General features: G+C 47.8%; 12 protein-coding genes. 9 read left to right on the top strand and 3 right to left on the bottom strand.

Annotation, left to right across the window (positions count from 1 at the left end):
- Positions 1–13: 13 nt before the first annotated feature.
- Positions 14–1390 (bottom strand): aldehyde dehydrogenase, encoded by a 1377-nt coding sequence (locus tag CHK_RS01810; RefSeq protein ID WP_046442319.1) that lies wholly within the window; start codon positions 1388–1390, stop codon positions 14–16.
- A gap of 189 nt (positions 1391–1579) precedes the next feature.
- Between CHK_RS01810 and CHK_RS01805 the strand changes: the two genes are divergently transcribed.
- Positions 1580–2119 (top strand): ferritin family protein, encoded by a 540-nt coding sequence (locus tag CHK_RS01805; protein ID WP_046442318.1) that lies wholly within the window; start codon positions 1580–1582, stop codon positions 2117–2119.
- A gap of 79 nt (positions 2120–2198) precedes the next feature.
- Positions 2199–2819, top strand: coding sequence for an HD domain-containing protein (locus CHK_RS01800; protein WP_235811568.1), 621 nt, complete (start codon positions 2199–2201; stop codon positions 2817–2819).
- 94 nt (positions 2820–2913) lie between these two features.
- Here CHK_RS01800 and CHK_RS01795 read toward each other — a convergent pair whose 3' ends face one another.
- The gene (locus CHK_RS01795) at positions 2914–3636 is read right to left on the bottom strand and encodes a lysoplasmalogenase family protein (protein ID WP_160295571.1); all 723 of its coding nucleotides are present in this window, start codon (positions 3634–3636) and stop codon (positions 2914–2916) included.
- Between the two features lie 114 nt (positions 3637–3750).
- Entirely contained in the window at positions 3751–4473 is a 723-nt protein-coding gene (locus tag CHK_RS01790) for a GntR family transcriptional regulator (protein WP_052740153.1), read from the bottom strand.
- Between the two features lie 246 nt (positions 4474–4719).
- Here CHK_RS01790 and CHK_RS01785 point away from each other — a divergent pair, with 246 nt between their 5' ends.
- The 7 genes from CHK_RS01785 to CHK_RS01755 form a co-directional block, all read left to right on the top strand.
- A complete protein-coding gene (locus CHK_RS01785; protein WP_046442316.1) occupies positions 4720–5673 on the top strand; it encodes a carbohydrate kinase family protein in 954 nt (317 codons plus the stop codon).
- 14 nt (positions 5674–5687) lie between these two features.
- Positions 5688–6539 carry an amidohydrolase family protein gene (locus tag CHK_RS01780; protein ID WP_046442315.1) on the top strand — a complete coding sequence of 284 codons (852 nt, stop codon included), beginning with the start codon at positions 5688–5690 and terminating at the stop codon, positions 6537–6539.
- Positions 6540–6553: 14 nt separating this feature from the next.
- Positions 6554–6982 (top strand): secondary thiamine-phosphate synthase enzyme YjbQ, encoded by a 429-nt coding sequence (locus CHK_RS01775; RefSeq protein WP_046442314.1) that lies wholly within the window; start codon positions 6554–6556, stop codon positions 6980–6982.
- Positions 6983–7026: 44 nt separating this feature from the next.
- Positions 7027–9402 (top strand): glycyl radical protein, encoded by a 2376-nt coding sequence (locus CHK_RS01770; RefSeq protein WP_197408948.1) that lies wholly within the window; start codon positions 7027–7029, stop codon positions 9400–9402.
- Positions 9389–10291 (top strand): glycyl-radical enzyme activating protein, encoded by a 903-nt coding sequence (locus CHK_RS01765; RefSeq protein ID WP_046442312.1) that lies wholly within the window; start codon positions 9389–9391, stop codon positions 10289–10291. Before CHK_RS01770 ends, CHK_RS01765 begins: the two co-directional genes overlap by 14 nt.
- A 184-nt stretch (positions 10292–10475) precedes the next feature.
- Positions 10476–11543, top strand: coding sequence for a sugar ABC transporter substrate-binding protein (locus CHK_RS01760; protein ID WP_046442311.1), 1068 nt, complete (start codon positions 10476–10478; stop codon positions 11541–11543).
- Between the two features lie 134 nt (positions 11544–11677).
- Positions 11678–12393 (top strand): ATP-binding cassette domain-containing protein (locus tag CHK_RS01755; protein ID WP_046442348.1); only part of this gene is annotated, 716 nt, incomplete at its 3' end.

Here is a 12393-nt window from a genome sequence, read left to right as displayed (position 1 = left end):
TGATAAGTTTTTTTTATTTTCCGATAAACTTCCGCAGTTTTTTGAATTTATCGGGCGTTCCCGGCAAATAGCGGATCGGAATGTCGATTTTATTGGATTTGTGCAAAATACTTTTGTAATGGCTAAAAGTGCGAAAGCTGTCTTTCCCGTGATATTCGCCCATACCGGAGGAACCCACGCCGCCAAATGGCATTTGCGAGGTTGCAACCTGAACGACGACGTCGTTGATGCAGCCGCCTCCATAGGCAACGTCTCTTAAAACACGCTTGACCGTTCCATGATCTTGCGAGAACAGGTAAAGCGCAAGCGGCTTCGGATGCTTTTGGATTTCTACGACCACGTCGTCAAGATTACGGAATTCCAGAACAGGAAGTAACGGACCGAAAATTTCTTCCTGCATGATCGGATGGTTATATTCTGCGTGGTCGATCACGGTGGGTTCGATTGTAAGGGAAGAATCGTCGCTTTTTCCGCCGATAAGGATTTCCTCACCCTCCATAAGCCCGCGAAGCCTGTCATAATGCTTCTGGTTTATGATTCTTGGCAAATAAGCGCAGGACAGCGGATCGTCAGTATAAAATTCAGTGATAGCCGCCTGGAATTCCTGTAGGAATTCCGTCCTTACATCCGTATGCAGAAACAGATGGTCGGGAGCGACGCAGGTTTGGCCCGCGTTTAAAAATTTCCCCCACGCAATCCGTTTGGCTGCACGTTTTATGTCCGCAGTCTGATCCACGATACAGGGGCTCTTTCCACCGAGCTCGAGCGTGACGGGCGTGACGAATTTGGATGCTGATTCCATTACGAGCTTTCCAACCGTAACCCCGCCTGTGAAAAAAATGTAGTCAAAGTGCTGCTGGAGCAAATCCTGATTAGACTGCCTGCCACCCAAAACGACCTCGACATACTCCACCGGATAGATGGAATGAATGATATTTGCAATCACCTGCGAGGTATTGTGCGAATAATCGGATGGTTTGAGGATCGCTGTATTGCCGGCGGCAATGGCGCCCACAAGGGGCTCCAGCGTGAGCTGGAAGGGATAATTCCAGGGAGACATAATGAGACAAACCCCGTAAGGCTCCGGCAGAATAAAGCTTCTGGAGGGAAACTGGTCGATAGGCGTATGCGCTTTTTGGGGCTTCATCCATTTTTTCAGGTGCTTCAGTGCATAAGAAATCTCGTCTAAAACAATGCCTACTTCTGTTTCATAGGCTTCAAAAGCACTTTTGTTCAGGTCGGCTTTCAAAGCGTCGAAAATTGCGGCCTCGTTTTTGACGACAGCCTGTTTCAGTTTTATAAGCGCATCCCTGCGAAATTCATAGTCCTTTGTTTGCCCCGTATAGAAATAGTTGTTTTGCATCGATACGATTGTTGCGGCGTGGCTCATTTTTTCTCGCCTCGTTTCTTTTTCTGATAGTTATTGATAACACGATTTTGCGGTTGGCAATCGTGTATTGGGAATTTGATAAAAAACAGGTAGAAAAAAGATTAAAATTTTTGTTTAAATACTTCCGAGACCGTGTATATTAAAATCGATGAGCTTTTTGCTCAATCGTATATTGGGAGGTATAAAGAAATGGTAAAGTATGTATGTCAGGTTTGCGGTTACACCGCGGAAGGCGAAAGGCCCGCTAAATGCCCACAGTGTGGTGCGGACGGTTCCAAATTCGATGAATTTGCAGGTGAACGCGTTTGGGCGGACGAGCACAAAATCGGTGTTGCGCAGGGACTTGACGAAGAAGTAGTTCAGGGGCTCAGAGAAAACTTCATGGGAGAATGCACTGAAGTTGGAATGTATCTTGCAATGGCAAGGCAGGCCGATAGAGAAGGCTATCCTGAGGTTGCGGAGACCTATAAAAGAGCGGCTTATGAAGAAGCGGATCACGCTTCCAGGTTTGCAGAATTGCTCGGCGAAGTTGTTTATGCCGATACGAAGAAAAACCTGCAGCTTCGCGCAGACGCTGAGTGCGGCGCAACAGCTGGCAAGCTCGCGCTTGCAAAACGCGCCAAAGAGCTTGGATACGATGCGATCCATGACACGGTTCATGAGATGGCTAAGGACGAAGCAAGACATGGTTGCGCATTCCAGGGACTGCTTGACAGAGTCGTAAAATAAGAATAATGTGGATCAATACGGGCGGCTGCGGCTGCCCGTATTTTTTATGCCTTTTTATGCCGGTACAGGATGTGTTATAATGAAAAAAACAAATGGAATGGCAGGGCATGGTATGATCAGTCAGGAGCTAATTGAGGAACAGAAAAAAGAATTCAGGGAGCTTTTGCTCGAAACGGGGCGCGAGAATATGGATTCCTTACTGGCGTGGCTTGAGGAGGAGACCGATTTTTATTCGGCTCCGGCGAGCACAAACAATCACGGTGCCTTTGACGGGGGATTGCTCATTCACAGCCTGAACGTATATAAAATCCTGAAAAATTTCAATAAAATGATCAAATGCGAGCGTGAAGATTCCATCGTGATCGCAGGGCTATTGCACGACGTATGCAAAACCAACTTTTATACCAGGGAAATCCGCAATGTAAAAACGCCGGGGAAAAGGGAATGGAATGAAAAAGAGGTCTATGCCATAAACGACGAACTTCCGTTCGGGCATGGTGAAAAATCCGTTTTTCTTTTGATGCGCCATATCCGCCTCACGGAAGAGGAAGCGATTGCGATCCGCTGGCATATGGGCGGATATGACGATGCGGCGCGAAGCTATATCGGCGGAAGGACGCAATCAAACGCCTTTCAAACTTATCGGCTCGCCCCGGCGCTTGCAATCGCGGATATGTACGCGACGTATTTTGCGGATTGAATCGGGCAACAATTAAATATTTTTGGAAATAAAAGGGCTGTCCTGTAATAATAAACGAAGGCAGCCCTTTGTTATACAGTTGATTCTGGCCAAATCAAACACGGTACAGCCGCTCTTCGCCGGCATTTTTATCCTGGTAGCCATATGCACTCAGTGCAAGCAACACAAGCGCAGGTAAATAGAATACCCATACAAAATAAGAGGTAATTTCGTTTAAAACGCTTCCGGGCGCGCCAAGATACATCAGGGCATTGTTTGCGTCGTTCAATATAAAAAATGTCATGCCGACCTTAACCAGTGTTTTATTTGGCGTTGGAAGAGCGGAGCGGAAGCCGGAATGCGCGTCCATAAACAACAGAGCTGCATAAACGACAGACAGAATGTAGATATAGGGAAGTTGAAGGCCTATCAGCATTCCAATGGCATAAAAGGCCGATACAGCCAGCAGCAGGATCGGCCAAAGGGGAGAAGGTTTCTTTTGATAGCGGCGCATGAAGACAAGATGAGCAAAACCAAAGCATATAATGCCTAAATCCAGCTGTCTTGCAAACAGGAACAGGGCGTCTGCGCCAAGCACAAAAAAGAAGCCCGTAAGCAGAAGCGTGATATCCGCCTTACTGTAAGCGTGGCGCCAGCTTGCCAAAACGATCAGCAGGCAAAAAATATCGCCAAGATATTTAAAAGTAAGCGCAGCGGGTTCGCGCTCAGATACGCTGTCTGTAACAAGCATACCGGTATAAACGGCGATCAGGCAGAAGAGCAGCGCTACTATTTTTTTGTTTTTATACAGACGTGACATCGTAAGCATATTCCCCATAAACTGTTATATCGATACGATACACACAGGATATACGCCGTAAACGGTTTCTATTAATAGAAGATAAAAAGTATAAAAAAACGCCCGCAATGCAGGCGTTGAAAATGAGCAGGCTCAGTTTGAAAGGTTGCGTCCCACCATATTGACGCTATAGCTGAATTGTCGTGAGTCCACGATCGTAATGGCGTATTCCACGGGAACGCTTTCCTTAAAAGAGGTACGGACGTTGATCAGCAAAGCCGCGCCCTCCTCGAGCTTCAGCTTTTCAGCCAGTTCCTTTGTGGCGTTGATTGCGGAAATCGTATCGGTAGCGGTATCGATCGTATAATTGAATTTGTATTCCAAAAAGGAATAAAGAGACACAAAATGCCCCACGTCGTGCTCGAGGCCGGGAACCATCGAGTAGGGAATGTAGTTTGTAATGAGTGCAAACGGATCAGAGTTTGCGTAAACCGCCCGCTTGATACAAACCACCTTTTCCTTTTCAGAAATTTTCAGCTTTTCCGCAACTTCCTGCGTTGGATCTATTACCTCAATCGAACAATCGTTGAGCTGAATATCAAATCCTTTGTTTTTCAGCGCTTCCGTAAAAGAGGAAACATAATTCAGGCGTTGCGTGGCAGTACGGTTTACAACCATCGTACCTTTTCCAGGCTTGATAATCACATAACCGTCGTCAATCAAAAGCTTGACCGCCCGCCGTACGGTTATACGGCTTACCTGAAACATCTTTTCAAGCGCGTGCTCGGGCGGAAGCATATCGCCTACTTTATATACATGATTTTCAATCATTTCTTTTAGTCTGTTATAAACTGCTAGATAAGCGATTGTTTTCACTTTCAAAGCCCCCTGATCTATATAAATTCCAACCCATTTACATTATATCAAATTTATTACAAAATGTATTCTCAAAATATTAATTTCAAAAAATACAATTATGACGTATTGACATTATAATGTCATGATGTTATAATTCAATCATACTCAATTTTGAACAAAATATCAACAATAATTTAACCGGATATAGATAAATAAGATAGAGATAAAACAGATAAAAGAAACTCATGGAAAGGAACAGGAAAAGTGGGATTCGATATCATTACAATGGGGCCGCTCATTGTTGAAATCATCAGGATAGAACGAAACAGGACGTTTTGTGAGGCGGGCACGTTTGCAGGGCCGTTCCCAAGCGGGGATACTCCGATCTTTATCCATGCGGCGGCAAAGATGGGAATGAACTGCGGGTTTCTTGGTTCGGTTGGAGACGACGGCTTTGGTAAGTGCGTGTTCGACAGGATGAAGCATTCAGGAGTAGACATGACACATACGCTCGTTGTTCCGAATACTTATACGGGCTCCACATTTGTTTATTACAATGAAGACGATTCCAGAGACTTTATGTATCACCTCAAGGGCTCCGGCTCGGAAGTGATTTATGAAGGGGAAGTCGACAGGGAATATTTTAAAGATTGTAAATGGGTGCACTATACCGGATTTACGATGGAATCCTCGCCGCGTGCCAAGGAACTGGTATATAAAACGATGGAGGTTCTGGACAAAAACACCAAGGTGAGCTTTGATCCGAATCTGCGGCCGGGACACACGCAGGAAGAGATCATGGAAATGGTAGGGCCTGTGATCGAGCGGGCGGATCTGATCCTCCCCAGCAAAGGCGAGGCGAGCAAATTTTTTGGCGGGGACGATTATGACGGCTGTATGAAGTGGATGAAGCAGGGCAAAATGGTCGTCCAGAAACGCGGCGCAAAGGGCAGCAGGATTTTCTATCAGGGCGAAGTAACGGACGTGCCTTCCTTTGAAGCGACGGAGATCGATCCGACAGGCGCGGGCGATACGTTCTGCGCGGCGTTCCTTACTGGACTTGTGGATGGTAAAACACCGCAGGAAGCGGCGCGGTTTGCAAATGTGGCCGGCGGCTTTGCGATCAGTGCGATGGGGCCGATGGAAGGCGCTGTTGACAAAAATACGATTGAAGAATTTTTAAATTCAAATAAAACAAGAATTGAATTAACTCGTTAGGGAGGAAAACACGAATGATTATTGACGTTCACACACATCCTGCGTTTATCAAAGACATTTTTGATTTTTCGCACGAAACGGAAAAACGGAATATTTTTGGGCTGTATAAGGTCCATGTAGAGCCGCTCGACTTGCACATCAAGCAGATGGATAACGCGGGAGTGGATAAAGAGGTGCTTTTGCCCCTTGATTCTTCCTGTAAATATAACGGTGAAGTGTTGATGCCGAACGAACTGATTAAAACGCTTGTAGATATGGCGCCGGACCGTTTTATCGGGTTTGCTTCTGTTGACCCGCACGATCCGAAGGCAGTGGAAAAATTGGAATATGCGGTAAAGGAGCTTGGTCTTCGTGGCTTAAAACTCAATCCTTCCTCTCAGGACTTTTATCCGAATGATAAAGCCGTATATCCGATTTATGAAAAAGCGCTGGAGCTTAATATTCCAATCATTTTCCACGCAGGAATGTCCTGGGAACCGAATGCGAATTCCAAATATTCGCAGCCGATCCACTTTGAGGATGTGGCAATCGATTTTCCGGAGTTGAAATTCTCGCTTGCGCACTTTGCATGGCCTTGGATGACGGAAGCGGCGATGCTGGCAGTTAAATATCCAAACGTATACGTCGATACAGCGCTTTTGTACTTCGACGCGCCGGTTTCGTTCTTTGAGCATTGTTTCTCTAAAGAGGTAAAGGCGACGTGGATCGACCGCAGCCTCAATACGAAGGTGATGTTTGGTTCAAACTATCCGCGGATCGAACAGCACAGGATGCGCAGCGCGCTCGAAGCAATCGGGCTGCGGGAAGAGATGCTTGCGCGTGTCCTCGGCGGGAATGCACAGGTATTCCTTGGGCTTGATAAATAAGGAGGAAGCGGGATATGGTTTTTTATAAAGATTTTGTGGTTTCAAGCGACGCGTTTGAAAAGATGATAAAGATTACGGACGAACTGAAAAAAGCGGTTGAGGAATCCGGCATCAAAAACGGGCAGCTGCTTGCAGAAACAGCGCATACGACAACAGGCATCACGGTGAACGAGGGCCTTGAATGCCTTGAGCACGATATGATGCAGGTGATGCGAAAGGTAGTGCCGGTGAATGACGATTATGCGCACGCACATTTCCTGCCCACCTACGGAAGAACGTCTGCAAATGCGACGGGACACCTGCGCGGGATGCTGTTTGGAAACCATTGCCATTTTATTGTAAAAGACGGAAAGCTGGCCCTTGGGGCGGCGCAGGACGCTTACCTTGTGGAAATGGACGGGCCTCAGAACCGTAAAGTCATGATCAGCATCATTGGAGAATAATCAGGACAGACAAGAACGAGTTCCGGTCGGAAAGTAAGGTTAAAATGGATTGCACCTATACGAAAAACAGAATTCTGGATATTGAAATATCTGAGCGTATACGCAAACTGAAAGAAAAGGTTTTGGCGGAGCCGCGGTATATCTCAACCGAACAGGCATGTATCATCACAGATGTGTATCAGGAAAACGAAGATGTATCCGTACCGTTAAAACGTGCGCTTTCCTTTGCGGCTTCAGTAGACAATATCGAAATTAAAATTTATCCGGAAGAGGATATCGTGGGAAACCGTACCGCAGGCTCAAAAGCGGGCGTTATTTTCCCGGAGTCCGGCACGGCATGGCTCAGGGAAGAGCTTGATACGCTTGAAACCCGCGACCAGGATCGGTTTTCGGTCTATGGGAGAGATTATGATATTTGCCGCAAGGTGATTGAGCCATACTGGGATGACAAGGATACCCTTGAAAACGTTATTGAGAGAAAATACGGCGACCTGATGAAGAAGGTCGGCAAGGTTGTAAAAATCAACCAGACGGATCACGCACAGGGGCATATTTGCCCGGATGTGGAAAAATGGCTCAGGCTTGGCCCCAGCGGGCTTTACCAGGAGGTTCGCCAGAAAATGGCGGAAAATCCTGACCACAATGAATTTTACGGAAGCCTTGTGATCGTATTGCAGGCGGCGTGCCGCTTCATGATGCGCTACGCAGAGCTTGCGAAAAAAATGGCGGAAGACCTTGAAGGAGAAGATAAACAGCGGATGCTCGATGTCGCAGAGGTATGCGACAGGCTTTCCAGGGGCGGCGCGTATTCTTATCACAGCGCGCTGCAAAGCACATGGTTCCTGTTTGTGCTGCTGCAGATTGAGTCGAACGCATCGTCCTTTTCGCCGGGCAGACTGGATCAGATACTTTATCCCTACTATAAAAAGGACGTGGAAGCAGGCGTCAGCGAGGAACGAATCCTCGAGCTGACGGAAGGGCTTTGGCTTAAATTCAACCAGCTTGTATACCTGCGTTGCTACATGAGCGCACGTTATTTTGCGGGATTTCCAATCGGGTTTAATGTAGCGATTGGCGGAAAGCATCTGGACGGGACAGACGATTCCAACGAGCTTTCCTACATTTTCCTGGCAGCGCAAAACCACATCAGGCTGCCGCAGCCCAATCTTTCACTGCGCGCATACAACGAATCTCCGGCGGAGCTTTTGAGCGTATGTGTGGATACGATTGCAAAGGGCGGCGGAATGCCACAGATATTCAACGACGAGGTTGTCGTGGATGCGATGATTGATAAGGGCATCGACAAAAAGGACGCCGAAAATTATGCGATTGTCGGGTGTGTGGAGCTTACCACGCCGGGGAACAACCTTGGCTGGAGCGATGCTGCAATGTTCAACGTCGTCAAGGTGATTGAGCTTACGGTCAATAACGGCGTGTGCATGCTCACAGGCGAGCAGATTGGTCCCCAGACGGGTTATTTGACAGATTTTAAGAGCTTTGAAGAGTTCGAAAATGCTTTCCAGAAGCAAATCGACTATTTCATGGATATTATGATGGAAATCCACGCTTTTGTGGATGTGTGCCATGCCAGGGTGCTTCCGAGCGCGTTCCTTTCGAGCGTAATCTCGGATTGTATTGAAAAGGGTGTGGACGTTACGGCAGGGGGAGCGCATTATAATTTCTCCGGCATACAGTTCATACAGGCGGCAAATCTTGCGGACAGCCTTGCGGTATTAAAGCAACTTGTGTTCGATGAGAAACGGTTCAGCGCACAGCAAATGCTGGATATGCTGAGAAACAACTTTGAGGGCTACGAGCAGGAACGCCAGATACTGATCAACCAGGTTCCGAAATACGGCAACGACATTGAATGGGTAGACGCGATTGCGACCAAATGGACGGATTATTTCGCGGAAAAGCTCGACACCTATACCAACGTACGCGGCGGACGCGTGCAAATGGGGCTTTACACCGTATCGGCCCATGTGCCGATGGGGCTCAACGTGGCGGCGACGCCGGAAGGAAGGCTTGCAAAATCGCCCCTTGCGGACGGGGGGGTGTCGGCAATGTACGGCAGGGATAAAAACGGCCCTACGGCGCTCATCAATTCGGTTGCGCGCCTGAAGCATAACAATGCAAGCAACGGTTCGCTGCTGAACATGAAATTTTTACCATCGATGTTTGATACGGCAGAGGGTAAGAGCAAGTTTATCGCCCTCATACGCGGGCTTGTAAAGAAGAAGATCGCACATGTACAGATCAACGTGATGGATGCGGAAGAGCTCAGGGCAGCACAGAAAGAGCCGGACCAGCATACCAACCTGATCGTACGCGTGGCGGGATATACGGCATATTTTGTAGAGCTTGCCGATGACCTGCAGGACGAAATCATTGAGAGGACAGCGCATGGAGGGGACTAAGGGACTGGTTTTTGAAATAAAAAGATTTGCGGTTCACGACGGCGAGGGCATACGCACAACAGTGTTCCTCAAAGGCTGCCCGCTCTCCTGTATCTGGTGTCACAATCCGGAAGGAATCAGCCAAAACAAATATATCTGGCAGAATAAAGGCGAATGTATCAAATGTGGAGCATGTATCGATGCCTGTCCGCAGGGAGCGCTCGTAATGACAGCCAATGGCATCATTTGCGACCATGGCAGGTGCAGGCTTTGTGGAAAGTGTGCAAAGGCTTGCCCGACGACGGCAATCAAATTTGACTCGCAGGAAATGACTGTGGAGCAAGTGCTCGAAATCGTACGCAAGGACAGGGAGTTTTATGGAATCTCGGGCGGCGGGCTCACGCTTTCCGGCGGGGAACCGACGCAGCAGTATGAATTCGCATTAGCGCTGCTTGAAGCGGCAAAGAAGGAAGGCCTGCATACGGCGATTGAGACGTCGCTCTTCTGCAAGAGGGAAGTACTGGAAAAATTTGTGCCGCTGGTTGACCATTTTTATACAGACATCAAGCTTTTTGACGGTCAGGAGCACCTTAAATATACGGGAGTACAAAATGAAGTAATCAAAGATAATTTCCGGTATCTTGCCGGGAAGGGTTGCACGATCACCTGCAGGATACCGGTGATTCCCGGATGTACGGATTCAGACGACAACATCAGTAAGATTGCAGAATTTGTGAGGGATACAAAGGGGAATATCAGCCTTGAGCTGATGGAATATAATCCGCTTGGAGCGGGAAAATACATCCGTCTCGGAAAAGAAAACGAACTGGCGGATGCCAAAAAGGATCACGATAACTATAAGAGGTTACAGAAACTGGCGAAGGAAACCGGCGTGCGATTGGTGGGTTAACCATCCGCGCCGGGAACCTGAGCAACCATAGGGTACAACTTTCGATTTCTATCAATACAATACGGTATTATCCATTATTTTTTCAGTCAGTCAGAAATAATCAAATTTTAATGATTTTCAGTTTTTTGCGTAAAAAACGCAGAAAATACACTATAACCTAACCATATTATTAGGAGGAAAAGAAATGAAAAAAAGCAAAATCTTAGCAACTGTAGTAGCTCTTATGCTGGTTGCGGCTCTCTTTGTAGGATGCAGCGGCACACCGGCGGCAAGTGAATCGCCTTCAACAGAAGCGTCAACGGAAGCAAGTGAATCTGCTTCGGCAGCAGCTTCTGAATCCGCTTCGGATGGCGGCGCAGCTTCAACAGGCGCAAAGAAAATCGGCGCATCCCTGCAGAACATGTCGAATCCGTACTTCATCGAAGTTGCGAACGGCATTGAAGCAAAGTGCAAAGAACTCGGCTGGGAAGTAACTGTTGTTGACGCAAACTATGATGTTGCAAAGCAGGTTTCCGACGTTGAGAACTTCCTCGCGCAGGGTATGGACGGATTGTTCATCTGCCCGATCGATGCAAACGCGCTCACAAGCGTTGTTGACAAAGCAAAAGCAGAAGGCATCCCGGTTGTAGCGCAGGCTCAGCTTGTTCCGAACGCTGACGCTCAGCTTACGATCGACGAGTACACCTACGGCGCTGCTATCGGCGAACAGGCTGCTGCATGGATCAATGAGAAGCTTGACGGCAAAGCAAACGTACTGATCATCTCCCAGGATAACGTGGAAGACGTTGTAAGAAGAGGCGACGGTATCGAAGAAACGATCCAGAAGCTGTGCCCGGAGGCAACGATCGTTGCACGTCAGGCCGGCGACTCCCCGGACGCTGCTATGACAGTTACAGAGAACACGCTGCAGGCACATCCGGAAGTAAATGTAATTGCCTGCGTAAATGACTCGAGCGCACTTGGCGCAAACGAAGCGATCAAAGGCATGAACTTCTCGCAGGACGTTCTTGACAACTTCTACGTAGGCGGCGCAGACGCTACGGAAGAAGCGGTTGCGAAGATCAAGGATACAAGCAACGTAATCCGTTCCACGATTGACATCACGCCTGCAAAATATGGTTCCATGGGCGTTGAGAAGCTCAAAGAATACATGGAGAACGGCGTGCCGTCCGAGCAGGAAGTAATCTACTACGAAACGACGCCGGTATGGCAGGGAGATCTCGTAGACGGAGCATTCAAGCCTGCTGCATAAGCAAAAGATTCATACCAATTCTATCTGAACAAACAATAGTCTGCGGCGGCGAAACTATCGCCGCCGCAGACTATCCATTTGTTCACATGTTTTACAAGTGCGGAAAATCCTTGCAAAATGGCGGAGGAGAAAAAATGCAAGATTATATATTGGAAGTAAAAGATCTCTGCAAATATTATCCCGGAGTAAAAGCGCTGGATGGCGTATCGGTAGGCTTTAAAGAGGGAGAGATACACGCGCTGGCAGGAGAAAACGGCGCGGGGAAATCAACGCTGATAAAGATGCTGACAGGAGCAATCGAGCCAACCCGGGGAGAGATCGTACTGAGAGGGGAGTCGTACCCAAAGCTGGGGCCGATCGAAGCGATCGACAAGGGAATCTCAGCGGTGTACCAGGAGTTCAACCTGATTCCATACCTTACAGTGGCAGAGAACGTATTTTATGGCAAAGAGATCATGAAGGGAGCGTTCGTCGACAAAAAGGCAATGGCAGCAGAGGTGCAGAAGGCGCTGGATGAATTTGAGATCGAGCTGAACCCGATGTCGGTGATAAGCGACCTGGGAGTGGCGTACCAGCAGATCACGGAAATCGTGAAAGCGGTAATGTCAAATTCGCGGGTGCTGATCATGGACGAGCCGACGGCGCCGCTGACAAACAAGGAAACAGAGTTATTATTCAATATCGTAGATAAGCTGAAGAAAAACAAGGTAACGATCATATTCATCTCGCACAGGATGGAAGAAATGTTTGAAATCTGTGACAGAGTAACGGTGCTGCGGGATGGGAAATATATATCGACGAAGGACATCAAGGATATCACAAGAAAAGAACTGATCGCAGATATGGTAGG

This window comes from Christensenella hongkongensis (genome assembly GCF_000981035.1).
Lineage (GTDB): Bacteria > Bacillota > Clostridia > Christensenellales > Christensenellaceae > Christensenella > Christensenella hongkongensis.
Note: the sequence above shows the minus strand (reverse complement) of the source record. Positions and strands in the feature narration are given on the sequence as shown.

Coding starts and splice junctions, on each gene's coding strand:
- CHK_RS01810 (WP_046442319.1), bottom strand. CDS start 1,390: ATGAGCCACGCCGCAACAATCGTATCGATGCAAAACAACTATTTCTAT.
- CHK_RS01805 (WP_046442318.1), top strand. CDS start 1,580: ATGGTAAAGTATGTATGTCAGGTTTGCGGTTACACCGCGGAAGGCGAA.
- CHK_RS01800 (WP_235811568.1), top strand. CDS start 2,199: ATGAAAAAAACAAATGGAATGGCAGGGCATGGTATGATCAGTCAGGAG.
- CHK_RS01795 (WP_160295571.1), bottom strand. CDS start 3,636: ATGGGGAATATGCTTACGATGTCACGTCTGTATAAAAACAAAAAAATA.
- CHK_RS01780 (WP_046442315.1), top strand. CDS start 5,688: ATGATTATTGACGTTCACACACATCCTGCGTTTATCAAAGACATTTTT.
- CHK_RS01775 (WP_046442314.1), top strand. CDS start 6,554: ATGGTTTTTTATAAAGATTTTGTGGTTTCAAGCGACGCGTTTGAAAAG.
- CHK_RS01770 (WP_197408948.1), top strand. CDS start 7,027: ATGGATTGCACCTATACGAAAAACAGAATTCTGGATATTGAAATATCT.
- CHK_RS01765 (WP_046442312.1), top strand. CDS start 9,389: ATGGAGGGGACTAAGGGACTGGTTTTTGAAATAAAAAGATTTGCGGTT.
- CHK_RS01760 (WP_046442311.1), top strand. CDS start 10,476: ATGAAAAAAAGCAAAATCTTAGCAACTGTAGTAGCTCTTATGCTGGTT.